Origin of the sequence: Dactylosporangium sp. CA-139066 (assembly GCF_050936175.1) — a bacterium.
GTDB lineage: Bacteria > Actinomycetota > Actinomycetes > Mycobacteriales > Micromonosporaceae > Dactylosporangium.
The window spans coordinates 8,132,039-8,156,063 of the sequence record NZ_JBNJNH010000001.1 but is presented as its reverse complement, the minus strand read 5'-3'; the positions used below and the strand labels follow the sequence as shown (position 1 = coordinate 8,156,063).

22 protein-coding genes are annotated in these 24,025 nt (G+C 73.1%); 13 read left to right on the top strand and 9 right to left on the bottom strand.

Going from position 1 to position 24,025, the window contains the following annotated elements; translation table 11 throughout:
* The first annotated feature begins 79 nt into the window (after positions 1–79).
* Together ACQEVU_RS37250 and ACQEVU_RS37245 are read left to right on the top strand one after the other, a co-directional pair.
* On the top strand, positions 80–646 hold the full coding sequence (locus ACQEVU_RS37250; protein ID WP_433332084.1) for a TetR/AcrR family transcriptional regulator: 567 nt from the start codon (positions 80–82) through the stop codon (positions 644–646).
* 37 nt (positions 647–683) lie between these two features.
* On the top strand, positions 684–1,223 hold the full coding sequence (locus ACQEVU_RS37245) for an RNA 2'-phosphotransferase (protein ID WP_433332082.1): 540 nt from the start codon (positions 684–686) through the stop codon (positions 1,221–1,223).
* On the opposite strand, the gene ACQEVU_RS37240 is transcribed toward ACQEVU_RS37245, so the two are convergent.
* A complete protein-coding gene (locus tag ACQEVU_RS37240) occupies positions 1,210–1,647 on the bottom strand; it encodes a hypothetical protein (RefSeq protein ID WP_433332080.1) in 438 nt (145 codons plus the stop codon). The genes ACQEVU_RS37245 and ACQEVU_RS37240 overlap by 14 nt on opposite strands.
* A gap of 111 nt (positions 1,648–1,758) precedes the next feature.
* Between ACQEVU_RS37240 and ACQEVU_RS37235 the strand changes: the two genes are divergently transcribed.
* Positions 1,759–3,465 (top strand): DEAD/DEAH box helicase, encoded by a 1,707-nt coding sequence (locus tag ACQEVU_RS37235; RefSeq protein ID WP_433332078.1) that lies wholly within the window; start codon positions 1,759–1,761, stop codon positions 3,463–3,465.
* On the opposite strand, the gene ACQEVU_RS37230 is transcribed toward ACQEVU_RS37235, so the two are convergent.
* The 6 genes from ACQEVU_RS37230 to ACQEVU_RS37205 form a co-directional block, all read right to left on the bottom strand.
* Positions 3,462–3,881: a hypothetical protein gene (locus ACQEVU_RS37230; protein ID WP_433332076.1), complete on the bottom strand. Its 420-nt coding sequence runs from the start codon at positions 3,879–3,881 to the stop codon at positions 3,462–3,464. The genes ACQEVU_RS37235 and ACQEVU_RS37230 overlap by 4 nt on opposite strands.
* A 58-nt stretch (positions 3,882–3,939) precedes the next feature.
* On the bottom strand, positions 3,940–5,106 hold the full coding sequence (locus tag ACQEVU_RS37225) for an adenylosuccinate synthetase (RefSeq protein WP_433332074.1): 1,167 nt from the start codon (positions 5,104–5,106) through the stop codon (positions 3,940–3,942).
* A 486-nt stretch (positions 5,107–5,592) separates the two neighbouring features.
* Entirely contained in the window at positions 5,593–6,558 is a 966-nt protein-coding gene (locus tag ACQEVU_RS37220; RefSeq protein WP_433332072.1) for a hypothetical protein, read from the bottom strand.
* A gap of 23 nt (positions 6,559–6,581) precedes the next feature.
* Positions 6,582–7,526 carry a serine/threonine protein kinase gene (locus ACQEVU_RS37215; protein ID WP_433332070.1) on the bottom strand — a complete coding sequence of 315 codons (945 nt, stop codon included), beginning with the start codon at positions 7,524–7,526 and terminating at the stop codon, positions 6,582–6,584.
* Positions 7,523–8,275, bottom strand: coding sequence for an NUDIX hydrolase (locus ACQEVU_RS37210; RefSeq protein ID WP_433332068.1), 753 nt, complete (start codon positions 8,273–8,275; stop codon positions 7,523–7,525). The genes ACQEVU_RS37215 and ACQEVU_RS37210 overlap by 4 nt, the downstream gene beginning before the upstream one ends.
* 311 nt (positions 8,276–8,586) lie before the next feature.
* Positions 8,587–10,671, bottom strand: coding sequence for an AAA family ATPase (locus ACQEVU_RS37205; RefSeq protein WP_433332066.1), 2,085 nt, complete (start codon positions 10,669–10,671; stop codon positions 8,587–8,589).
* A gap of 102 nt (positions 10,672–10,773) precedes the next feature.
* Between ACQEVU_RS37205 and ACQEVU_RS37200 the strand changes: the two genes are divergently transcribed.
* Positions 10,774–10,899, top strand: a complete 126-nt coding sequence (locus ACQEVU_RS37200) for a hypothetical protein (RefSeq protein WP_433332064.1) — start codon at positions 10,774–10,776, stop codon at positions 10,897–10,899.
* 367 nt (positions 10,900–11,266) lie between these two features.
* Here ACQEVU_RS37200 and ACQEVU_RS37195 read toward each other — a convergent pair whose 3' ends face one another.
* Positions 11,267–11,632: an MmcQ/YjbR family DNA-binding protein gene (locus ACQEVU_RS37195; RefSeq protein WP_433332062.1), complete on the bottom strand. Its 366-nt coding sequence runs from the start codon at positions 11,630–11,632 to the stop codon at positions 11,267–11,269.
* A gap of 386 nt (positions 11,633–12,018) precedes the next feature.
* Between ACQEVU_RS37195 and ACQEVU_RS37190 the strand changes: the two genes are divergently transcribed.
* Genes ACQEVU_RS37190 through ACQEVU_RS37180 form a run of 3 tightly spaced genes read left to right on the top strand, consistent with a single transcriptional unit; the run spans position 12,019 to position 17,570 of the window.
* Positions 12,019–12,681, top strand: a complete 663-nt coding sequence (locus ACQEVU_RS37190; protein ID WP_433332060.1) for a hypothetical protein — start codon at positions 12,019–12,021, stop codon at positions 12,679–12,681.
* On the top strand, positions 12,629–16,165 hold the full coding sequence (gene dnaE / locus ACQEVU_RS37185) for a DNA polymerase III subunit alpha (protein WP_433332058.1): 3,537 nt from the start codon (positions 12,629–12,631) through the stop codon (positions 16,163–16,165). Before ACQEVU_RS37190 ends, dnaE begins: the two co-directional genes overlap by 53 nt.
* Before the next feature lie 43 nt (positions 16,166–16,208).
* Positions 16,209–17,570 carry a hypothetical protein gene (locus tag ACQEVU_RS37180; RefSeq protein WP_433332056.1) on the top strand — a complete coding sequence of 454 codons (1,362 nt, stop codon included), beginning with the start codon at positions 16,209–16,211 and terminating at the stop codon, positions 17,568–17,570.
* 522 nt (positions 17,571–18,092) lie between these two features.
* Here the strand turns inward: ACQEVU_RS37180 and ACQEVU_RS37175 are convergent.
* Positions 18,093–18,350, bottom strand: coding sequence for a CBU_0592 family membrane protein (locus ACQEVU_RS37175; RefSeq protein WP_433332054.1), 258 nt, complete (start codon positions 18,348–18,350; stop codon positions 18,093–18,095).
* A 146-nt stretch (positions 18,351–18,496) separates the two neighbouring features.
* Between ACQEVU_RS37175 and ACQEVU_RS37170 the strand changes: the two genes are divergently transcribed.
* The 6 genes from ACQEVU_RS37170 (at position 18,497) to phzG (ending at position 24,025) form a co-directional block, all read left to right on the top strand.
* A complete protein-coding gene (locus tag ACQEVU_RS37170) occupies positions 18,497–19,528 on the top strand; it encodes a coiled-coil domain-containing protein (protein WP_433332052.1) in 1,032 nt (343 codons plus the stop codon).
* 116 nt (positions 19,529–19,644) lie between these two features.
* Positions 19,645–20,631 carry a ParB N-terminal domain-containing protein gene (locus ACQEVU_RS37165; protein WP_433332050.1) on the top strand — a complete coding sequence of 329 codons (987 nt, stop codon included), beginning with the start codon at positions 19,645–19,647 and terminating at the stop codon, positions 20,629–20,631.
* Positions 20,628–21,260 carry an isochorismatase family protein gene (locus tag ACQEVU_RS37160; RefSeq protein WP_433332048.1) on the top strand — a complete coding sequence of 211 codons (633 nt, stop codon included), beginning with the start codon at positions 20,628–20,630 and terminating at the stop codon, positions 21,258–21,260. The genes ACQEVU_RS37165 and ACQEVU_RS37160 overlap by 4 nt, the downstream gene beginning before the upstream one ends.
* Positions 21,257–23,131: an anthranilate synthase family protein gene (locus ACQEVU_RS37155; RefSeq protein WP_433332046.1), complete on the top strand. Its 1,875-nt coding sequence runs from the start codon at positions 21,257–21,259 to the stop codon at positions 23,129–23,131. Before ACQEVU_RS37160 ends, ACQEVU_RS37155 begins: the two co-directional genes overlap by 4 nt.
* Positions 23,128–23,439, top strand: coding sequence for a hypothetical protein (locus ACQEVU_RS37150; RefSeq protein ID WP_433332044.1), 312 nt, complete (start codon positions 23,128–23,130; stop codon positions 23,437–23,439). The genes ACQEVU_RS37155 and ACQEVU_RS37150 overlap by 4 nt, the downstream gene beginning before the upstream one ends.
* Positions 23,432–24,025, top strand: a complete 594-nt coding sequence (phzG, locus tag ACQEVU_RS37145) for a phenazine biosynthesis FMN-dependent oxidase PhzG (protein ID WP_433332042.1) — start codon at positions 23,432–23,434, stop codon at positions 24,023–24,025. Before ACQEVU_RS37150 ends, phzG begins: the two co-directional genes overlap by 8 nt.

The following is a 24,025-nucleotide window of genomic DNA, read 5'->3' as shown; positions in this document are numbered from 1 at the left end:
GTTGAATCGGACTGAACACTCCGGTTCTGACGAGGTCCCGAAGATACGGAGTGCTCGCTCCGTATGTCAACATAGGCGCGTGAACGAGACGGACAAGCCGCTGCGCGCCGATGCGCGGCGCAACCGGGCCCGGGTGCTCGAGGCGGCCGAGGAGGTCTTCGCCGCCGAGGGCGTCGGGGCGCCGACCGAGGCGGTGGCGCGGCGGGCCGGGGTCGGCATCGGCACCGTGTTCCGGCACTTCCCGACGAAGGAGGCGCTGCTGGAGGCGGTGCTCGTCGAGCGGATGCGCGGCCTGGTCGAGCACGCCCGGCGCGCGGCCGGCGACGCCGATGCGGGCGGGGCGCTGTTCGGGTTCCTCGAGCACATCGTCGAGCAGAGCGCGTCCAAGAACGCGTACGCCGACGCGCTGGCCGGGGCCGGGGTCGACGTGTCCGGCGTCTTCGCCGGGGTGCGGGACGAGCTGTTCGCGGCGGTCGAGGCGCTGGTGCTGCGGGCCCGCGACGCCGGCGCGGTGCGCCCCGACGTGGGCCCCGTCGAGGTCATCGCGGTCGTCGTCGGGGCCTCGCACGCGGCGCGCTGGGCGCCGCAGCCCGCCCGGGCGCTCGCGGTCGCCGTCGTGCTGGACGGCCTCAGGAAGAAATGCTGAGACGCCGCGGACATCGAAGCGCACAATTGAGGCCGCTATGGAGTACGCACAGTTAGTCAAGATCAGTAAGCGGATGTCGAAGGCGCTGCGCCACGACCCCGCGCGCGTCGGCCTCACCCTCGACGCCGCCGGCTGGGTGCCCGTCGCCGAGCTGCTCGCCGCCCTCGGCATCGACCGCCCGGCGCTCGACGAGGTCGTCGCGGGCAACGACAAGCAGCGCTTCGCCGTCGCCGTCGGCGACGACGGGGTGGAGCGCATCCGGGCCAGCCAGGGGCACTCGGTCCCGGTCGAGCTCGGCCTGGCCCCGGCCGACCCGCCGGAGCTGCTCTTCCACGGCACGAGCGCCGGCGTGCTCGACTCGATCCGGGCGACCGGCCTGAACCGCGGCGGCCGCCACCACGTCCACCTCTCGCCCGACACCGGCACCGCCCGGCGGGTCGGCGCACGCCGCGGCGGCGCGATCGTCATCCTCACCGTGCTCGCCGGCGAGATGGGCCGGGCCGGGCACGCCTTCTACCGCTCGGACAACGGCGTGTGGCTGACGGACGAGGTACCGCCGGAGTTCATCCGGACGTGAGCAGCCGCTCCAGCAGGGTGGCCAGCGGCATCGACTCGCCGTCGCGGCCGCCCTCGCCCACGACCAGCCGCGGCGGCTGGGGCTGCGGGTCGGCGCCGGTCAGCCAGGCCCTCGCCGACGGCGGGACCAGCAGGGAGTAGTACTGCCCGGCCTCGCTGATCGCGATGGTCCGCTCGGGGTTGAGGTACCAGCCCCGCAGTGACGTCCGATAGGAACGGCCCGCGTACGATCGGGCGCGCAGCACCTGCGGTGGCGGGCCGGCCCGCCGCGCGGCCTGCACAAACTCGGCGATCAGGGCCGCGGCCTGCGCCGCCTCCGCCCCGCGGCGCCGCTCGAGCTCCGCGCCGTGGTGCGCGACCGCCCGGGCCCGCTGCTCCCGCCAGCCCACGTCGGCGCCATCGGCGGGGTTCGGATCGTCCGGCATCGGGAAACCCTAACCGGTCGCAGATCACACCCGGCCACCGCGCCACCGGGGGCCGATCGCGCGTTTGGGATGCTGGAAGCGTATGTCATGCCCGAGTGAGGAGCAGATCCCGTGATCGACGAAGAGGACACCACCGGCTTCGCCGAGCTGGGGCTGCGGGACGAGCTGCTCAAGGCGCTGACCGGCCTCGGCTACGAGGAGCCGACCCCGATCCAGCGCGAGGCCATCCCGCCGATGCTCGCCGGGCGTGACCTGCTCGGGCAGGCCGCCACCGGCACCGGCAAGACCGCCGCGTTCGCGCTGCCCCTGCTGCAGCGGCTGCCCCATCCGGGTGGCGAAAACCCGGCGGCGCTGGTGCTGGTGCCGACCCGCGAGCTCGCGGTGCAGGTGTCGGAGGCCATCCATCGGTACGGCCGCGACCTGGGCGTGCGCGTCCTGCCGATCTACGGCGGGCAGCCCATCGGCCGTCAGCTGCGCTCCCTGGAGCTTGGCGTCGACGTGGTCGTCGCCACGCCCGGCCGCGCGCTGGACCACCTCGGGCGGGGGACGCTGCGCCTGCACGACCTGCACGTCGTCGTGCTCGACGAGGCCGACGAGATGCTCGACATGGGCTTCGCCGAGGACATCGAGGCGATCCTGGCCGAGACGCCGGAGGACCGCCAGACGGTGCTGTTCTCGGCGACGATGCCGCCGCGCATCGACGGGCTGGCCCGCAGCCACCTCAACGACCCGGTGCGCATCCAGATCGGCCGCGAGCCGACCCCGGCCGGCGAGGCCCCGCTGGTGCGCCAGGTCGCCTACGTCGTGCCCCGGGCCCACAAGCCGGCGGCGCTGGGCCGCGTCCTGGACGTCGAGGCGCCCGGCGCCGCGATCGTGTTCTGCCGCACCCGCGACGAGGTCGACCAGCTCACCGAGACGCTCAACGGCCGGGGGTACCGCGCCGAGGCCCTCCACGGCGGCATGGGCCAGGAGCAGCGCGACCGGGTGATGGCGCGGCTGCGCAACGGCACGGCCGACCTGCTCGTGGCGACCGACGTCGCCGCCCGCGGCCTCGACGTGGAGCACCTCACCCACGTGGTGAACTACGACGTGCCGTCGGCCCCGGAGTCGTACGTGCACCGCATCGGCCGCGTCGGCCGGGCCGGCCGCGAGGGCGTCGCGATCACCCTCGCCGAGCCGCGCGAGCACCGCATGCTCAAGACCATCGAGCGGATCACGAAGCAGCGCATCGCCGTCGAGAAGGTGCCCTCCGTCGCCGACCTGCGGGCCCGCCGGCTCGAGCTGACCCGCGCGGCGCTGCAGGAGAGCCTCATCGCCGACTCCGGCCTCGAGCGGTTCCGGGTGGTGGTCGAGTCGCTCGCCGATGAGTTCGACCCGATGGAGATCGCGCTCGCCGCCGTCAAGCTCGCGCACGAGGCGACCGGCGTCGGCGAGGGCGACCAGGAGGAGATTCCCGACGTACCGGTGCGCCAGCCCCGGGACCGCGAGGAGCGCCCGGGCCGCCGGGTGAGCGTGCGCGACGACGGCCGTCCCCGCGGCCGCGACGCGGGCGGCCGGCGCACCCCGGCCGGCGGCATGACGCGCCTGTTCGTCGGCGCCGGCCGCGCGGCCGGCATCCGCCCGCAGGACCTCGTCGGCGCGATCACCGGCGAGTCGAGCCTGTCCGGCCGCGACATCGGCGCGATCGAGATCACCGACCGCTTCTCGCTGGTCGAGGTCCCCGACGGCGCCGTCGACGAGGTCATCGACACGCTGCGGCGCACCACGCTCAAGGGCCGCCGCCCGGTGGTCCGCCGCGAGCGCCCGCGCCCGGCCTAACTCAGCGGCAACGTCTCGCCGCCGGGCAGGCGCAGTTCGAGCGTGGCGGCGGGGGAGGGGGCGGCGAAGGCGACGGTCTCCTCGCCGGTCGCCCCCGGGTGCAGGTCGACGACGGCGGTGCGCGGGTCGCTCAGGTGCGCAAGTTCGGCGCCGTCCGCGGTGACCGTGAGCCCGGCCGGGTCGATGTACTCGACCGCGCGGCCGGTGTTCACGAACCGCAGCGTCACCTCGAGCCGCCGCCCGGCCAGCAGGTCCACGCTCGTGACGGTGACCGGTCGCACCGCCGCCACGGGCCGGGCCGGCGCCGCGCCGGCCTCGGCGAACCCGGGCGCGAGGATCCCGATCCCGCCCCCGGCGGCGAGCCCGGCGGCCGCCGCCAGCGTGACGGCCCGGATTGCGTCGTGCGCCAGTCCCATGCCGGCCAGCATCGCATCGCCCGCTGAGGTCCCGGTGTGGTGCGACTGAGGTGCGGTTTCAGGCCGGCTTCTTGTCCTGCGCCGTCGGCCCCCACGACTCGATGACGACGGGCGCGCCGAGCGCCTCCTCGACGGCGGGCACCCAGTCGGTGACCCGCTCGTACTGCGGCTCGACGGCGGCCAGGGCCCGCGTCATCGCCGCCTGCCACTCGAGGTCGCCCGGCGGCCCGACCCGCAGCGGGTTGTCGCGGTAGGAGCGGCACATCCGGTGCACCCGCAGGTCGAGGTGCGTCAGCGCGAGCCCGTCGACGCCGCCGGCGGCCTCGATGGCGTACCGGTGCAGGGGCGCGTCGAAATGCCCCACCCGGAACGGCCCCTGCCAGTCGTTGGCCGGATTGTTGGGGTCGGTGATGCCCAGCCCCGGGTCCTCGGTCGGCAGCGGCCCCGCCCCGTGCCGGGTGGTCACGGTCCGCAGGACGCCGAGCCGGTACGCGGGCTCGCCGTCCAGCAGCGCCTCGGCGTTGGCGAACGTCGTCGTGCTCCACGTCGTGTGCGGGTGGAACCCGTGCCATTCATCCAGCAGTACCCCCTGTGCCCCCTCGAACACGCAGGGCCCCTCGGCCCGGAAGCCGTCGACCAGGCGCACCGTCGCCGCGAACCCCTGGTAGGCGGCCAGGCACGCCTCCACCGGCGGTCCGCCGCTGCCCAGCCGCTGCTTGAGGGTGGCGAGCTTGCGCCGCAGGACCGCCGGCTCGGCGCAGTCGCCGGCGCGCGGGGCGTCGTCGGGGTGCTCCAGCGCGTACGCCATCGCCTCCCCGACCCCCATCCCGCACGACCCGTGCCGCCGCGCCCCGCGGGCGATCTCCTTGGCCCGGTTGGCCTCGCGGTGGTACGGCGTGGAGATCAGCGCCGCCCGGTCCACGCTCAGCCGCCGCCAGACGTCGCCGGCCCCGAGCGCGACGAGGTGCTCGGCCTCGGTGACCAGCGACAGGGGGTCGACGACCATGTACCGCGAGAGGTGGGTCCGCACGCCGTCGCGCAGCGAACCGGCCCCGAACTGCGCGAACGTGTGCTTGCGCCCGTCGGCCATGACGACGGTGTGCGCCGCCTGGGCGCCCCCGTTGAACCGCACGACGGTGTCGACCTCGCGCGTGGCGCAGAGGTAGTCGACCACGGTCCCTTTGCCGCAGTCCCCGAACCCGAGATCGACCACGATGGTGTGCATTGCCGCCTTCTCTTCTTCGGTCTTCGGTCTTCGGCCGCGTCCGCCGTGGCCGGGTGCCGCCCCCTCGACGGCACCCGGCCTTGCGGTGCTGTGCGGCCGTTCGGAGTGTGGTTTGAGTGGAGATATCGGACGCTGCCGCAGCGCCCCTTGGCGGCCTCGGCCCTCAGCCGCGGCGGTCGCTCGTCCGCGGCCTCGGCCTCAGCGGCGGGCGGGGGCCCCTGTTGGCGGCGGCCCCGGCTGCGGCGGCCCCCGTTGGCGGCGGCGTCCCCCTGGCGGCATCGGCCGCTTGATGACTGCGGCCCCTCAGCTGACCGCAGCGGTCCTCTCGGTGGGGAGCCTTGTTGCGGTGTGTTGCGCCGCGCCGGCCCGAGGGACGATTTAGGCCGATATGTCGGGCGCTGGCGCGCCACGACATATCGGATTTATCCCCCGGCAGGCGAAAAGTCCGAAAAGTCGTGGCGCGCCAGCGCCCGACTTTTCGTGCCCTTACAGGCGTTCGACCGAGGCCGGGCCGGCCAGGTCGGCCGGGACGGAGCCGGTGGCCACCGGCACCCGGCCGCTGCCGATGCGGGCGAGCGCCTTGCCCACCGTGCCCGCCGCGCCCGACCCGACGTCCTGCAGGTCGGCCAGGCCCTCGTCGAGGTCGATGCTGTCCTCGCCGAGCCCGACGGTCAGCGCGATCGTCTCGCACACCGCGTCGAGGTCGTCGAGGGCGATCACGTTCTGGCCGAGCAGGTCGTGCCAGAAGTCGAGGATCGCGGTGTTGCCCGCGTACGAGGAGCCGGCCGGCAGGATGTAGTACGTGTCGTAGGTCCGCCGCACCTCGTCGACGATCGCGCGCAGGCCGATCGGCTCGGCGAGGCGGTCGCCGATGACCTTCGCCACCTCGGCCGGCTTCACGCGCTGGTACGCCTGCTCGTCGCCGATGATGAACAGGTACCCGCGCCGGCCCCGCTTCTCGAAGCAGTCGATCGAGGTGTGGCGGGCCATGAAGTACATGGCGAGCTCGTACGACTCGGTCATCTGCCCGCCCCCGCCGCCCTCGAGCACGAACCGCCCGAGGTCGTCGTCCAGGCGGTTGTCGGACTCGAACTGCCCGACCTGCAGCGGCGCGCGGTCGCACGTCGCGTCGCCGATGGCGCCGAACAGGATCTGCGGGTCCTTGACGTACCCCTTGCGCAGCAGCAGGCCGAGCAGCTGTGGCAGCTTCTGCTGGAGCACGCGCGGTACCGAGCCCATCGAGCCGGTCACGTCGAAGAGCACGGCGATGGCCACGGAGTTGGGGTGCTCGTCCGAGTCGCGGCTCTCCCGGGCGGCGACGCCCTTCGGATCGAGGGCGTCGTGCACGGTACGAGCGCCCGAGTCGCTGTAGGCGAAGGCGCTCGTGCCGGTGGCCCGCCGGTAGCGATCGGCGGCGTCATAGACATCGGTCGACCAGGATCCACTGCCCATGATGGTGTACCTCCTGTGCTGGGTCAGAGGGCGAACGGTCGGAACTTGCGGGGGCCGTACAGCCGGTGCAGCAGCTCGTCGAGTTCCGCGAGCAGCCGCCACGCGTCGTCGGGCCGCTGGCGGGGCGAGGCGAGCCGGCAGCCGTCGGCGAAGCGGCGCAGCGCCTTCGGTGCGCGCTCGCCCATCAGCCCGGCCATGAGCCCCGCGGCCATGGCCAGGTCGGTGTACGGCCCGGGGGTGCCGCGGTCGAGGACCTCGGCGGGATACTGGTCGCGGTGGCCGGGGACGATCGCGGCGATGCGCTCGCCCGGTCCGCTCGCGCTGTAGCACCAGTCGACGATCACGACGCCGTGGTCGTCGGGCTCGATGAGGACGTGCCCGGGCAGGATCGCGCCGTGGACGACCCCGGCGCGGTGCGCGGTGCCGAGCCCGACGAGCAGCCGCCGCCACATCCACGCGGCGTCGCGCGGGTCGAGCCCGTGCGGGCGCTTCTCGGCGACCTCGCGCAGGCTGTGCAGCCGCCGCGCGGAGACGGCGATGACGTTGCCGCGCCGCGTCGACTCCGCCTTGTGCCGGAACGTGTCGACCAGGCGGGGCAGGTACGGCAGGTACCGCGGGTCGCCGTACTCGGCCATCCGGCGCAGCGCCGCCGCCTCCCGCGCCATGAGGTCGTTGCAGGCCGGATCGCGCACCAGCTTGAGATGCCCCTCGGGCACCTTGTAGAGGTTGGCGAGGTCACCGCGGAACTCGAGCGTCTCGGTGGAGTACACCCCGCGCGAACTGCGAATCGTCCCGCGGTTGCGCCACAGCTCCGACAGCCGCGCGAACGCCTTGGTGCCCTTCGGCCCGACGGCGTCGGGGTGGATGAGCTTGGCCAGGGTCCGGTACCTCTGGTGGGCGTCGCCGCCGCCGAACAGCTCCTCGGCGGAGGCCCGCTCGACCAGCGCGATCGCCTCGTCGGTGTTCACCGCACGCTCTCCTCCCGGCTCGGCATGAGCAGCGCCGGGTGCAGCAGCTGGGCGTCGCCGGCGCGGTACAACTTGGCCCGCGGCCCGCCGCGCGCGCCCCCGCGTTCGGTGGTGGCCCCGGTACTGTCGACGAACCCGGGAACGGACAGCACCTTGCGGTGGAAGTTCCCCGCGTGCAGCGGCTCCCCCCACACCGTCTCGTACACGGCCCGCAGCTCCGCGATCGTGAACTCCTCGCCGACGAACCGCGTGGCCAGCGGCGAGTACTCCAGCTTCGAGCGCGCCCGCTCCAGCCCGTCGGACAGGATCGTCGCGTGGTCGAAGGCCAGCGGCGCCGGCAGGTCGTCCATCGGCATCCAGGCCGCGACCCGCGCGTCGGTGCCCGGCACCGGGTCGGGCAGGTGCGGCGCGAACGCCAGGTACGCGACCGAGAACACCCGCATGCGCGGATCCCGGTCCGGCGCGCCGTACGTCCCCAGCTGCTCCAGGTGCAGCCGCCGGTTGGCGGTGGCGACGCCGGTCTCCTCGGCCAGCTCCCGCGCCGCGGCCGTCGGCAGGTCCTCCCACTCGCCGACGAACCCGCCGGGCAGCGCCCAGGCGTCCTTCATCGGCGGGCACGCGCGCTGCACCAGCAGCACGTGCAGCCCACCGTCGCGGATGGTGAACGCGACGACGTCCACGGTGACGGCAACCGGCGGGTAGGCGCGCGGGTCGTAGTTGGCGAGGAAGTCCGCGTCTTCGTTCGTCACGGGCGGCCAGTCCTTCTCAGGCAGAGTCTTTCTCGCTCCGAGTCTTTCTCGGTTCGAGTATTTCTCGATCTGAGAACAACATAGGACAGGCCGCCCGCGGGCGCAACGCTCTATTGCTGTCGCCGATGCGTCAGGCTCGCCCCGGGCGGCGCTAACTCTCAGTCGCCGCGGATCTCTGCGGCCCGGAGCGCCTTCACCCGGGATCGCTTCGCCGGGACTGCGTCGGCTCCGGATCCCCGAAATGTCGGGCGCTGGCGCGCCCGACATTTCGGATTTATACCCTGGCCACGGATAAGTCGGATATGCGGCGTCTATGCCAGTTTGGCCCGCAAATGGTGGCTCCGGGCCGCGGAGACCTGAGCCGCGACGGCACCCCGAACCAGCTCACTGCGATGCCGCACGTGCCCGCCCGGCCCCTCCACCAGCAGGTGCGCGTGCACCAGCTGGTCCACCGCCCCGAGTACGTCGTCCAGCTCCAGCCCGCCGGCCGCCGCGAGCTGCTCGACCCGCAGCGAGCCGAGCGCCGCGGTCAGCCGGAGGATCTCCCAGGCCGCCGGGGGCATCCACCGCGTACGCTGCCGGGCCAGGTGCATAGCCACCTGCGCACCGAGCTCCGGCGTGAGATCGCGCGCCGCCGCCACCAGCGCCGGCACGCCACCGCTGGCCGCCAGCAGGTCGGGCCCGAGGTCGGCGTCGGTGAGCGGAGCCAGCCGTAGCACGAGATCCGCGTCGAGCGCCCCGAGCGGCCGCCCGGCGATCCCGGACGGGTACCGGTACGACACCACGACCCGCACCCCGCGCTCCTGCAGCCACCGCAGCTCGGCCACGGAGTCGGCGTCGAGATGTTCGGCGTCGTCGATGGCGACGATGGAGGGGTGCTTTCCGCGGTACCGCAGAGCCTGCACGATCTCGTCCAACTCCGACGGCCGCAGGTGCCGCCGCTCGGACATGGCGGCGTCCAGCACGGCGTCGGCGGGCGCCCCGAGCTGGTGCAGCACGGTCCGCAGCCACCCGAGCCGCAGCGCGCCGCCCGGCCCCGGCCCCCGCCCGAGCCCGACCCTCTCCGGATGCCGCTCGCGGAGGCGCCCCAGCAGCGCCGACTTCCCCGCCCCGGCCGGCCCGACCACGTGTACGACATCGGGCCCCTCGGCCAGCGCCTCAAGCTCGGCGTGCCGCCCGACGAACCCGCTCGCCGCCCGCGCCGTCGCCCCCGCGCCCGGCTCGAGCGCCGGCAGCGCCCGCACCACCGCAAGGTGCGTCCGCGGCGCGTCATCGTCCCGGTCAACGCCGTCGTCCGCGCCCCTTGCGCCGGCGTCCCCCGCGCTCGCGGCGCCGGTCGCGGCGTTCGTGACGTCCACGCCCTGCGCGCCGGCGTCCGCCGCACTCGTGGCGCGGGCCGTGGCGTTCGTGACGCCCGCGCCCTCGGTGCTGGCGTCCGTGGCGCTCGTGGCGCGGGTCGTGGCGTTGGTAATGTGCGCGGCCTGTGCGCCGGTGTCCGTCGCGCTCGTGGTGCCGGTCGTGGCGTTGGTGATGTGCGCGGCCTGTGCGCCGGTGTCCGTCGCGCTCGTGGTGCCGGTCGTGGCGTTGGTGACGTTCGCGGCCTTGCGCCGGTCGCCGCGCCGCCGCTCGAACGCCGGCGGCCCGCCCGCCGCGCCCGCCAGCCCCGCGAGCAGCGACTCCCGCAGCCCCGCGGTCTCGGACGAGGGCGCGATGCCGAGCCCGTCGGCGAGCGATTGGCGGCACTGGTCGTACCAGCGGATGACCTCATCGGCGCGCCCCTGCCCGGCCCCGGCGCGCATGGCGATGCGGTAGGCCCGCTCGGCGTACGGCTCAAGCTCGATCGCCTCGCGCGCCAGCCGCTGCGCCCGCCCCGGGTCGCCGGCCGCCCCGTCGGCCAGGTCCAGCAACGCCCCGACCAGGACGGCCCGCACCTCGGTACGCGCCGGAGCGGCCCAGTCGGCGTACTCGTCCTCGGCGAACGGCAGATCCCTCGCCAGCCGCACGATCTGCTCGCGCACGTCGGCCCGCCCCGGCTCCGCGTCCGCGATCCGCGCCGCGGCCCGCAGGTCGGCGAGGTCGAGGCGCGCGCGATCGGTGGCGAAGACGTACCCGCCGGCCCGCGTCACGATGAACGACCGCGACGTCGGTACCCCCGGCTGCAGCACGCGCCGCAGCACCGACACGTAGTGCTCCAGCGCCGCCGCATGGTTGCCCGGCAGCTCCTCGCCCCACACCGCGTCGGCCAGGGCATCCTTGGACTGCACCTTGTCGTGCCGCGCCGCGAGCACGCCGAGCACCTGCCTCGCCCGGCGGGGCAGGTCGTCGCCGGTCAGCCGCCGCCCGCCCGCATCGGCGGGGTCCATGATCTCGATGCGCCCGAGCACCCGAACGTCCACGCCCGCCGCGATCGGCAGCCACCCCCGTGACCTGAGACCTCCCCGCGGTGCACTTCAGGTGAACCACAGCTCGCCGTCAGTCCATCATGCTTCCCTTCACCGATGAAGAACCCAGCCGCCCACGCCGGCCAGGCGATCCGCCTCACGTGGCGTATCGTCCTCGCGGCCGTGCTCGCCGCCGCTCTCGCCGGCGGCCTGATCACCACCATCCTGTCCATCGCCCGCTGAGCCGAGGCGCTCGCACTTCCTTCGCCCGGCTGCTGCCCCGGGCGCCGTTTCGTGCCCGGCCGCGCGCGACCGTGCCTTGCTGTGCTCGGCCGCCTTCGCCGCGCGCTGTTCTCGCCCCGGCTGTGCGCGTCCGCGCCCTCCTCTGCTCGGCCGCCTTCGCGGCGCCTTGTTCGTGCCCAGACCTACACGACCGCCCCGTCCTGCGCCCGGCTGCTGCCCCGGGCACCGTTCCGCCGTTCCCTCGTCGCCGACCGTGCAACGCCCCGTGCCGGTACCGCCCTGAACAAGCCCCCGCGACTGCCCAGGACGAACGCGATCCGCTCCACAACGAGCGCCGGCCGTCAAGCGCGGCGACGCCCCGGACCGCTCAGCACAACGGCAGCTCGGCCCGCGCCACGATCAACCTCGGTGCCGTCATCCGCCACGCCTCCGTGATCAGGTCGGCGAGCTCGTCCTCGTGCGCCTTGCGCAGCCGCACCTGGACCCAGCCGATCCGCCCGGAGGTGTGTGCCTTCTTGTACGCCCGCGGGTCGTCCTCGACCAGCGCCGCCTGATCCTCCCTCGATGCCTTGACGAGCATGGTCCAGTCGTCCGCGCACAGGTACGCAAACCCCTTGTCCCGCACCCGGAAGCCGATGTGGTTGCCGTGTTGGCGCTGGTCGACCTCGGGCAGCATGAGAACCATCCGGAGCGCCTCTTCGACGCTCACCCCGCGTACGGTCCGCAATCCCATGACTCTGGTGTAACAGGACGGTACGACACTTTTCCGAGGATCCGATTTTCCCCATTTGGCAACTTTTCTCACCCCGCCCGGTCCGATCTCCATCGCCGCAGCTCAAAGCGGCCGCCGCCAAAAACTGTCGGTGGGGCTCGCTATGGTGTCGCCCGTCGGGACCCACCCGGCAGACACCCGGACCACGGACGACCACGCGGCCGCAGTGGCTGGTCCGGCTCAAGTCGGTCCGGCCGGCCGCGAGGGCGTGGCTGCGGCGGCATCCCACGCCGGGCGCGGCGCGCCGCAACGCGGCGCGGGCGCTGCATTGCATCGCGGCGGCCGATCGTGAGGCGGTCGAAGCGGCCGCGCGCGGCTACGGCGAGCCGGCCGCGGCCGCGATCGCCGTGCTGCTGGACGCCGACCCGGCGTTCGTGCTGCCGGCGCGCCTTCTATCGATACCCGACTGGGCCGACCCCGTCCTCCTCGCCCCCGTCGAGCTCGCCGGCGGCCCCGGAAGCCTGCCGCCGCAAGCCGTCCGGCACCTGCTGACGATGCTGGCGATGTCGCGGATGCAGGCCGCGGTGAAACGGGCCGTCGGCCTCCTGGCCGAGGTGGCGCATCGCGGGCTGCGGCACCTGCTGACGATGCTGGCGATGTCGCGGATGCAGGCCGCGGTGAAACGGGCCGTAGGCCTCCTGGCCGAGGTGGCGCATCGCGGGCTGCGGCACCTGCCGCCGGGGTTCGGCGACCGGCTGCGTGCTGTCGGTGACGAACTGCTCAAGGTGAGGCTGCGCCGGGGCGCCGAGCGGTGGGTGGACGCGTACCTGGCGGCTGACCGTCACCGCCGAACTCGTCTGCGTGACGAGCCGGAAGCGGCGGATCCGGAATGTCGCCTTGCCGTGTGCCAAGGCTCAGCGATCCCGCCCACACGCGGGTGTCGTTGGGTGTGTCGGGGCGGCTTCGTGACTAGGCTGATCCGCCGGACCCGTCAGACCGAGCCTCAGGGGGTTGAGCATGGGCGACTCGTTCGTGCATCTCCACGTGCACACCGAGTACTCCATGCTTGACGGAGCGGCGCGCCTGAAAGACATGTTCGCCGAGGCCAGCCGGCTCGGGATGCCCGCCGTGGCGATCACCGACCACGGGAACATGCACGGGGCGTACGACTTCTACAAGCAGGCCAAGGCGGCCGGGGTCACGCCGATTCTCGGGGTCGAGGCGTATGTCGCGCCCGAGTCGCGGCTCACGAAACAGCGCGTCCGGTGGGGGCGGCCGGACCAGAAGGACGACGACGTGTCCGGCTCCGGCGGGTACACGCACAAGACGATCTGGGCGCGCAACAAGACCGGTCTGCACAACCTGTTCCGGCTGAACTCGCGGGCCTCGATCGAGGGGCACTTCGTGAAGTGGCCGCGGATGGACGCCGAGATCATCGCCGAGCACGCCGAGGGGCTCATGGCCACGACCGGGTGCCCGTCCGGCGAGGTGCAGACCCGGCTGCGGCTCGACCACTTCGACGAGGCCCTGAAGGCCGCGGCGAAGTACCAGGAGATCTTCGGCAAGGACAACTACTTCCTCGAGGTCATGGACCACGGGCTGGACATCGAGAAGCGGGTCCGCGAAGGGCTCACCGAGATCTCCAAGCGCCTCAACATCCCGCCCGTGGTGACCAACGACTCGCACTACACGCACCAGGCGCAGGCCGAGGCGCACGACGTGCTGCTGTGCGTGCAGACCGCGGCCAACATCAACGACCCCAACCGGTTCCGGTTCGGGGGGTCGGGCTACTACCTGAAGTCCGCCGACGAGATGCGCGCGGTCGACTCCTCCGACCTGTGGCAGGCCGGCTGCCGCAACACGCTGGTGGTGGCGGAGAAGGTCGACATCGACGGGATGTTCGAGTTCCACAACCTGATGCCGCGCTTCCCCGTGCCCGAAGGCGAGACCGAGGAGTCCTTCTTCCGGGCCGAGGTGGCCCGCGGCATGGCCCGCCGTTTCCCGGGCGGCATCGACGAGGAGCACCAGAAGCAGGCCGACTACGAGGCCGACATGATCGTCAAGATGGGCTTCCCGGCGTACTTCCTCGTGGTCTCGGACTTCATCCTCTGGGCCAAGAACGAGGGCATCGCCGTCGGGCCCGGGCGTGGGTCGGCCGCCGGGTCGCTGGTCGCCTACGCGATGGGGATCACCGACCTCGACCCGCTGCCGCACGGGCTGATCTTCGAGCGGTTCCTCAACCCCGACCGTATCTCGATGCCCGACATCGACATCGACTTCGACGAGCGACGTCGGGGCGATGTGATCAGATATGTCACCGAGAAGTGGGGCGAGGACCGGGTCGCCCAGATCGCCACCTTCGGCACGATCAAGGCCAAGGCCGCCATCAAGGACTCCGCGCGGGTGCTGGGCTACCCGTTCGCGGTCGGCGACCGGATCACCAAGGCGATGCCGCCCGCCGTGATGGGCAAGGACATCCCGCTGTCGGGGATCTTCGACGCCAACCACCCGCGCTACTCCGAGGCGGTCGAGTTCCGGGCGCTGTACGACAGCGACCCCGACGTCAAGAAGGTCGTCGACACCGCCAAGGGCATCGAGGGGCTGATCCGCCAGACCGGCGTGCACGCCGCCGGCGTGATCATGTCCGCCGAACCGCTGATCGACCACGTGCCGCTCATGCGCCGCGACGCCGACGGGGCGATCATCACGCAGTTCGACTACCCGACCTGCGAGACGCTCGGCCTGCTGAAGATGGACTTCCTCGGGCTGCGCAACCTGACGATCATCGACGACGCGGTGAAGAACATCAAACGCCGCGGGATCGAGCTCGACCTGCTCTCGCTGGAGCTGGACGACAAGCCGGCCTACGAGCTGCTGGCCCGCGGCGACACGCTCGGCGTGTTCCAGCTCGACGGCGGGCCCATGCGCTCGCTGCTGCGGCTCATGAAGCCCGACAACTTCGAGGACATCTCCGCCGTGCTGGCGCTGTACCGGCCCGGCCCGATGGGTGCCAACTCGCACACCAACTACGCGCTGCGCAAGAACGGGCAGCAGGAGATGACCCCGATCCACCCGGAGCTGGAGGAGCCCCTCAAGGAGATCCTCGGCCCGACCTACGGCCTGATCGTCTACCAGGAGCAGGTCCAGCGCGCCGCGCAGAAGCTGGCCGGATACACCCTCGGCCAGGCCGACCTGCTGCGCCGGGCCATGGGCAAGAAGAAGAAAGAGGTCCTGGAGAAGGAGTTCGGCCCGTTCCAGGCGGGCATGCGCGCCAACGGGTACAGCGACGAGGCCATCCAGAAGCTGTGGGACGTGCTCGTGCCGTTCGCCGACTACGCCTTCAACAAGGCGCACACGGCCGGCTACGGGCTGGTGTCGTACTGGACGGCGTACCTCAAGGCGAACTACCCGGCCGAGTACATGGCGGCCCTGCTGACCAGCGTCGGCGACGACAAGGACAAGATGGCCATGTACCTGTCGGAGTGCCGGCGCATGGGCATCGAGGTGCTGCCGCCCGACGTTAACGAGTCCGCCGGCCCCTTCACCCCGGTCGGCAAGGACATCCGCTTCGGCCTGGCCGCCGTGCGCAACGTCGGGCACAACGTCGTCGACGCGATCGTGCGGTGCCGGCAGACGCAGAACGGGCCGTACAAGGACTTCGACGACTTCCTGTCCAAGGTCGACGCGGTGGTCTGCAACAAGAAGACCATCGAATCCCTGATCAAGGCGGGCGCGTTCGACTCGATGGGGCACCCCCGCCGGGGCCTGCTGGCCATCCACGCCGACGCGATCGACAACTACGCCGACCTCAAGAAGAACGAGGCCATCGGCCAGTTCGACCTCTTCGGCGACGCGTTCGGGTCCGACGACTCCTCGGCCGGCGGCACGGCGATGACGGTGCAGATCCCGCAGATCGAGTGGGACAAGCGCGAGCTGCTCACCTTCGAGCGGGAGATGCTCGGGCTGTACGTGTCCGATCACCCGCTGTTCGGCCTCGAGCCGGTGCTGGCCAAGGCGGCCGACACCGCGATCAGCACCCTGTCCGAGGAGGGCGCGATCTCCGACGGCGCCGTGGTCACCCTCGCCGGCATGCTCACCGGCGTCCAGCGGCGCATCACCAAGCAGGGCAAACCGTGGGCGTCGGCCACGCTGGAGGACCTCGGCGGCGCGGTCGAGGCGCTGTTCTTCCCCAACACCTACGAGCTCGTCGGGCAGTACATCGCCGAGGACGCGATCGTGGTCGTGAAGGGCCGCGTCGACCGGCGCGACGAGACGCCGCGGCTCATGGCGATGGACCTGTCCATCCCGGACGTGAGCGCCGCCGAGGAGAACCGGCCGGTGGTGCTGTCGCTGCCGGCCACCCGCTGCACCCCGCCGCTGGTCGACCGGCTCAAGGAGATCCTGGTCAACCACCCCGGCAAGGCCGAGGTGCACGTGAAGCTCAGCCACGGCTCGCGCACGACGCTGCTGCGCCTCGGGCCGTACCACGTCAACCCGACGACCGCCCTGAAGGGTGATTTGAAGGCCCTGCTGGGCCCCAACAGCTTCTCGTGAGCGCCTGAGAGCGGCAGACCCGATCACGAGGTAGTGTCGCTGCGTGCACACGCACGCCCTCGCCGACGACCTGCGCCCGCGTCGGTCGCTCTGGCTCTCGCGGCGTGCGCGGTGGTCGGCGACCGCGATCGTCCTGCTGACCGTCGCCCTGCTGGTGTTCGCGGTGGTGTACCGCGTGAGTCAGCGCCCCTACGGGTTCGACCGCCTCGATCGGATCGGCGGCGTCGGCCTGCCGCCCGGCAGCGAGCGGGCGCTCGCCGTCCTCGACGGCGGCCGGGCGTTCCTCGGCCGGGGCACGCCCGACGGGCACTACGAGCTGCGCGCCGTCGACGCCGACAAGCCCTCGGCCGCCGTGTGGACCAACGCCTCGCTCACCGACGTCGAGACGTTCCGCTCCTCCCGCGGCATGGTCGAGGTGACCGGCCGGCCGAACGACACCGGCCAGCGCACGATCACGCTGCTCAACGCCAACAACGGCGTGGCGTTCGCGTCGTTCGACGTGCGGAGCGGCGACCGGTGGGCGCTCATCGGCAAATATTTCGTCCGGTACGCCGACGCCGAGCACCGCCTGACCGTGACCGACGTCGGCAACGGCCGCCAGACCGCGGCGTGGGACCAGCCGACCGGCGGCTGGTGGCCGACTGACAACTGGAGCGGCCAGCAGGTGCCGACCGCGATCAGCGGCGAGCCGCTCGACGAGGCGCTGACCGTCGACCCGCACATCGTGCGCGAGACCCCCGGCCGCGGCCTCGAGGTCGTCGGGCTCGCCGGCGGCCACGCCCTCGGCAGCGGCACCGGCGTGGCCGACCCGGGCGACCTGGTGTACGCCTACGAGGACCAGATCTTCGTCACGCCCCGCGCCGCCGGTGCTCAGCTGCGGGCGTACGACCGCACGCACCTCAACAAGCCGCAGTGGACCTGGACGTCACCCGACGCGCAGGCCACGCCGCTGTTCGTGAGCGCCTGCGGCGAACGGCGCGTCTGCGTCGGCGAGGACCATCACGTCACCCAGCTCAACGCCGACACGGGCGAGGTCGTGTTCCGGGTGAGCGCCGAGCGCCCGTCGCTGGCCGTGCCGGTCGGCGACCGGGTCATGGTGCGCACCGCCACCCAGGCCATCGGCGTCACCGAGACGCTGCTGGACGCCGGCGGCCGGACCGTGAACAGCTGGCCCGGCAAGCGCGCCGCCCGCCTCGACGAGGGCAGCTACCTGCTGCTGCCGGCCGTCCCGCCGCCTGGGCAGTACCCGTGGACGGGCGTGGACGCCTCCCGCGGCGCGGCCCGCGAGCTCGGCACGATCGACGCCCGGCCGGACGCGTGCACGTGGAGCCACACCTACCTGGCGTGCGCGACGACCGGCGAGTTCGTCTTCTACCGCATCCGAGCGCCCTGGTACTCCCTCTGAGCTGACAAACGCAACTGGCGCTCGCTTCGCTCGGGCGCGCCGGGGGGTTCCCACCCCGGACCCCCCATGCTCGCTTCGCTCACACTCGCAAACGCAACTGGCGCTCGCTTCGCTCGGGCGCGCCGGGGGGTTCCCACCCCGGACCCCCCATGCTCGCTTCGCTCACACTCGCAAACGCAACTGGCGCTCGCTTCGCTCGGGCGCGCCGGGGGGTTCCCACCCCGGACCCCCCATGCTCGCTTCGCTCACACTCGCAAACGCAACTGGCGCTCGCTTCGCTCGGGCGCGCCGGGGGGTTCCCACCCCGGACCCCCCATGCTCGCTTCGCTCACACTCGCAAACGCAACTGGCGCTCGCTTCGCTCGGGCGCGCCGGGGGTTCCCACCCCGGACCCCCCATGCTCGCTTCGCTCACACTCGCAAACGCAACTGGCGCTCGCTTCGCTCGGGCGCGCCGGGGGGTTCCCACCCCGGACCCCCCATGCTCGCTTCGCTCACACTCGCAAACGCAACTGGCGCTCGCTCACCCTGGCAAACGCGAGTCCGTGCGGGTGCGGCGGGCCAGGCGGAACATCGCCAGGGCGCCGATGGCCACCCAGGCCACGTTGATGGCGACCGACGGCCACGCGTGGCTGACCGCGGAGTTCCAGGCGAGCCCGAAGGCGCCGACGATGTTCATGATCTGGAAGACGGCGCTGTCGCCGGCCAGCCGCTTGGTGGAGACCAGGGCGTAGGCGACGAGCACGAGCGCGGCACCGGCCCAGCCTAAGAACGCGATCACGACAGCGGCGCGAACGCGCGCAAGGTGCAGGTGCTCATGCCCTTGATCTTCGGCGGTACGGCGCTGAAGCGAAACCCCGAGCGGGCTCCCTTCTGGCCCGGAACATTCCTCAAGTCGGCCCCAACGCGGCCGATGCGACATTCGGTATGTCCAGATTCTCCTGGATTGCGGCGCTGCTCTGTGCGCTGACGATCCTGCTGACGCCGGCCGCCGCGCCGGCCGCGCCGTCGTCCCCGGGTTCCTCCGAGGGCGGCACCGTGGACCTCGAACAGCGGCTGGAGGCGGCCAACCGGGCCTACATCGACGCGCAGAACAAGATCAACGCCTCCCGGCAGCGCCAGGCCGAGCTCGCCGCCCAGCAGGCCGCGCTCGAGCCGCAGTACGAGAAGCTGCTCGACGAGACCACCGCGGTCTCGGTCGCGGCCTACCAGCGCGGCGGCGGCCTGCGCTCGCTGTCCAGCGTGCTCGACAGCCCCACACCGGGCGTCTTCGCCGACCGGGTCAGCATGCTGGAGCTCGTCGCCCGCCGCGAGGGCGAGCACCTCAAGCGGCTGGCCGACGTGCGCGCCGAGCTCGGCGCGACCAAGGCGGCGGTCGACGACGAGGTCGCCACCCAGCAGGCGCAGCTGGCGGTCATGGCCAAGCAGAAGGCCGACGTCGAGGCGGCGCTGGACGCGGCGCAGAACGCGGAGGCCCAGCGCGGCCTGGACGTGGCCAAGACGACGAGCGCGAAGGCGCCGAAGGTCGTCGCCGAGCCGGCCCCGCGCCGGCCGGACGGCTCGTGGGCGGACGAGACCTGCAGCGTCCCCGACCCGACGACGGCCGGCTGCCTGACCCCGCGGACCCTGCACGCCCTGCAGCAGGTGCAGAAGGCGGGCTTCAAGCACTTCGTGTCGTGCTGGCGGCCGCCGGGCGAGCCGTTCGAGCACCCGAAGGGCCGCGCCTGCGACTTCGCCGCCGACGCCAAGGGCTTCGGGGGGATCGCCGAGGGGGCGTCGCTGGAGTACGGCACGTCCCTGGCGACGTGGCTCGTGCGCAACGCCGAGCGGCTCGGCGTGATGTACGTGATCTGGTTCCGCCAGATCTGGACCCCCGCCGCGGGCTGGCACGTCTACGGCAGCGGCAAGGGCGACCCGAGCAGCGACCACACCAACCACGTGCACATGTCGATCTACTGACCCTTCCGTAAGCACCGAAACTGTGCGTGGTCACAGCGAAATTGCGCGTCTGTTGCGCCTCGGCCGGTACCAAGGACCCGCCAGGGAGCGAATCCGATCGATTCGAGGTCGTGGACGTGGACGTGACCAAATTTGCCGCACAGATTTCCGAGCCGCTCCAGCCGGCGCTCGGGCCGGTCGAGCAGGTTTCCGTCGACCGGCTCGTGGCCGGGCCCGCGCTGCGCTCCGGGGGCCCGTGCCCCGAGCACGTGCAGGAGCTCGCCGCGGCCGGGGTGCCGCTGCCGCCGATCGTGGTGCAGCGCGACACCTACCAGGTCGTGGACGGCATGCACCGGCTGCTCGCGGCCCGCGCGCGGGGCGCCGCCACGATTGCCGTGCAGTTCGTCGACGCCGGCGGCGACGAGGCGTTCGTGCTGGCCGTGCAGCTCAACGCCGCGCACGGGCTGCCGCTGTCGCTGGCCGACCGCAAGGCCGCCGCGAACCGCATCGTCGCCTCCCACCCGGCCTGGTCGGACCGGCGCATCGCCGCCGTGACCGGCCTGTCCGCGGACACCGTCGGCGAGATCCGCCGCAACGGGCCGTACGCCGGGCCGGCCGCGCGCATCGGCCGCGACGGGCGGCTGCGCCCGGTCGACCGGATGGCCAAGCGGCGCGTCGCGGCCGAGCTCATCAGCAACCAGCCCGAGCTGTCGCTGCGGCAGGTCGCGCGGGCGGTCGGCATCTCGCCCGAGACGGTCCGCTCGGTGCGGGCCGAGCTGCGCTCCGTCGGCGACTGCGACGGGGGGCGGCCGCGGGCCGTGGCGGCCCGGGCGGTACCGCCGCCGTCACCGCACCCCGAGGACTGGGCCGTGACCGTGCAGCGCCTGCGCACCGACCCGACCCTGCGCTTCACCGACAACGGCCGCGTGCTGCTGCGCCTGCTCGACATGCACTCGCTGACGCCCGCGCACTGGGCGGCGATCCTGCGCAGCGTGCCGGCGCACAACCGGCCGACCGTGGCGCGGCTCGCCGAGCGCTCGGCCCGCGTCTGGCAGAGCATCGCCGAGCATCTCAGCCAGGGCCAGCAGGAAGCGCGGCCGCGGCGCCGGAAGGCCGCGGCATGAGCCGCCCCAGCGGCATTCCGCCGATCTGGGAGTATGCGCTGCCGGGCCCGGGCGACCTGCCGCGCAACGTCGCGAACTGGCGCGTGGACCAGCAGCGCGTCGTGCTGCTGCTGCATGATTTTCAGCGGTACTTCCTGAGGCCGTTCCCGCCGCCGCTGCGCGACAAGATCGTCGGCAATGCCGCGATGATCCGGCGGCGGTGCCGGGCGCTCGGCGTGCCGGTCGCCTACACGGCGCAGCCCGGCGACATGAGCGACGCGGAGCGCGGGCTGCTGAAGGACATCTGGGGCCCCGGGATGCGCGCGGAGCCGCAGGATCGGGCCGTCGTCGACGAGCTGGCGCCGGAGGCGGACGACCTGGTGCTCACGAAGTGGCGGTACAGCGCCTTCTTCCGCTCCCCGCTGCTGTCCTGGATGCGCGAGCGCGGCCGCGACCAGATCATCCTGTGCGGCGTCTACGCGCACGTGGGCGTGCTGTCCACCGCCCTCGAGGCGTTCACCAACGACATCCAGCCGTTCCTGGTCGCCGACGCCGTCGGCGACTTCTCCGCGCAGTTCCACGATCTCGCGGTGCAGTATGCCGCCACCCGCTGCGCGATGGTGGTCACCGCCAAGGAGATGCTGCTGTGAATGCGATCGCGCTGAACAAGTCGTTTGTGCTCGATCGCGTGCTGCGCAAGGACCCGCCGCCGTTCGCCCTGGTGCACCGGCCGGGCCGCGGCGTGCAGGTCCTCGCCGGCGAGGTGGAGGAGGTCGCGCGGCTGGCCGACGTGCCGCTGTCGGCCGGCGAGCGCGCCCGCGGGCCGCAGGTGCTGGTCCTGGTGCCGTTCCGCCAGGTCGCCGAGCGCGGCTTCACCGCCGTGCCCGACGACGCGCCCCTGCTCGCGCTGCGCGTGCGCGCGCACGACGAGCTGCCGCTGGGCGAGGTGCTGCGGCGCCTGCCGGACGGGCGGGTCGACGTCGACGGCGGCCGGTTCGACCTCGACGACGAGCAGTACGCGGCCACCGTCCGGGCGGTCATCGACGACGAGATCGGCCGGGGCGAGGGCGCCAACTTCGTCATCCGCCGCACCTGGTCGGCCGAGATCGTCGGCTACACGCCGCGGGCCGCGCTGACCCTGTTCCGCCGGCTGTGCGAGCGGGAGAGCGGCGCCTACTGGACGTTCGTGGTGCACACCGGCGGCCGCACGTTCGTCGGCGCCAGCCCCGAGCGGCACGTGAGCCTCGAGGCCGGCACCGCGGTGATGAACCCGATCAGCGGCACCTACCGCTACCCGCCGGGCGGCGCGACGCTCGACGGGCTGCTGGACTTCCTGGCCGACGGCAAGGAGCGCGACGAGCTGTACATGGTCGTCGACGAGGAGCTCAAGATGATGGCGCGGGTCTGCACCGGCCGGGTCCGGATGATCGGCCCGCGGCTGCGCGAGATGGCCCGGCTCGCCCACACCGAGTACCTCATCGAGGGCGAGTGCGAGCTCGACCCGCGCGAGGTGCTGCGCGAGACGCTGTTCGCCCCGACCGTCACCGGCAGCCCGCTGGAGAGCGCGTGCCGGGTCATCGCCCGGCACGAGCCCCGGGGCCGGGGCTACTACTCCGGGGTGGCCGCGATCATCGGGCGCGACGACAAGGGGCGCTGGGCGATGGACTCGGCGATCCTCATCCGTACCGCGGAGATCACCGCCGCCGGGCGGCTTTCCATCGGCGTCGGCGCGACGGTGGTCCGCCACTCCGACCCGGCCTCCGAGGCCGCCGAGACCACGGCCAAGGTCGCCGGCCTGCTCGGCGCGCTCAACGCCGCGCCGGCCGCCCCGCTCGCCGAGCACCCGCAGGTGCTGGCCGCGCTGGCCGGGCGCAACGCCGGCCTGGCCCCGTTCTGGCTCGCCGGCGGCGCCACCGAGCGCGAGCCGCGGCTGGCCGGGCGGACCGTGCTGGTGCTGGACGCGCAGGACACGTTCACCGCGATGATCGACCACCAGCTGCGCGCGCTCGGGCTGGACGTGACCGTCCGGCATTGCGAGGCGCCGCCGCCGGCCGGCGGGTTCGACGCCTACGACCTCGTCGTCGCCGGGCCCGGGCCGGGCGACCCGCTGGACCGCGCCGACCCGCGCATCGCCCGCCTGCACGAGGTGGTCGCGCAGCTGCTGGCCGGCCGGCACCGCTTCGTCGCGGTGTGCCTGAGCCACCAGGTGCTCAGCCACGCGCTGGGGCTGCCGCTGGCCCGCTGCAAGCACTCGAACCAGGGCCGGCAGCGCACCATCGACCTGTTCGGCGAGGCGGAGACGGTCGGGCTGTACAACTCCTTCGCGGCCCGCTGCGAGCACGACAAGATCGACCCGCCGGGCAGCGGGCCGGTCGAGGTGAGCCGGGACCCGGGCACCGGCGAGGTCTTCGCGCTGCGCGGCCCGCATTTCGCCTCGATGCAGTTCCACGCCGAGTCGGTGCTCACCGTCGCCGGGCCGCGGATCCTCGCCGCCCGCATCAAGGAGGTACTCAACGTATGAAGGTGTCCATCTCCTGGTGGGATCTCACCGATTCCGACCAGACCATCGACTCATTGCGCGAGTACCTGCACAGCGAGGCCGTCGCCGCGTGGCAGACCGTGCCCGGGCTGCGGTTCAAGTGCTGGATCGCCGACCCGGCCGGCAACCGCTGGGGCGCGGTCATGCTCTGGGACCGCGACGACATCGACCCGGCCGTCCTGCCGCCGCACCGGGCCCAGGAGCTCATCGGCTACCCGCCGCAGCAGCGGGTGCGCTTCGACGTGGAGGCGAGCATCGGCCTCGCGACGCTGGGGGCCGTCGATGGCTGACGTGTTCGCGGCCGCCCCGCCGGAGCCGATGTCCGCGCTGCGCGAGTGGCTCGCCGCCGCCGGTGCCGACGGCGTTCGCGAGCCCGGCGCGCTGGCCCTGGCCACGGCGGGGCGGGACGGCCGCAGCGAGAGCCGGATCGTGCAGACGCTCGCGATCGACGTGGACGGGCTGGTGTTCACCACGCACACGAGCTCGGTGAAGGGCCGGCACATCGCGGAGACCGGCTGGGCCTCCGGGGTGCTGTACTGGCGCGAGGCCGGCCGGCAGGTGACGCTGGCCGGGCCGGTGACCCGGCTGCCGGACGCCGACAGCGACGCGCTGTGGGCGGCCCGCCCGGCCGGCACGCACCCGATGACGGTGGCGTCCTACCAGAGCGAGCCGCTGCTGGACGAGGAGGCGCTGCGGGCCGAGGCCCTCCGGCTGGCCGGCTCCGGCGAGCCGCTGCCGCGCCCGGAGCGCTTCTGCGGCTACCGGCTGTCTCCGTCCACTGTGGAGTTCTGGCAGGCCGGGCCGGACCGGCTGCACCGGCGGCTGCGCTTCGACCGGAGCGGTGAGGCGTGGACCAGCCGCCGGCTGCAGCCCTGA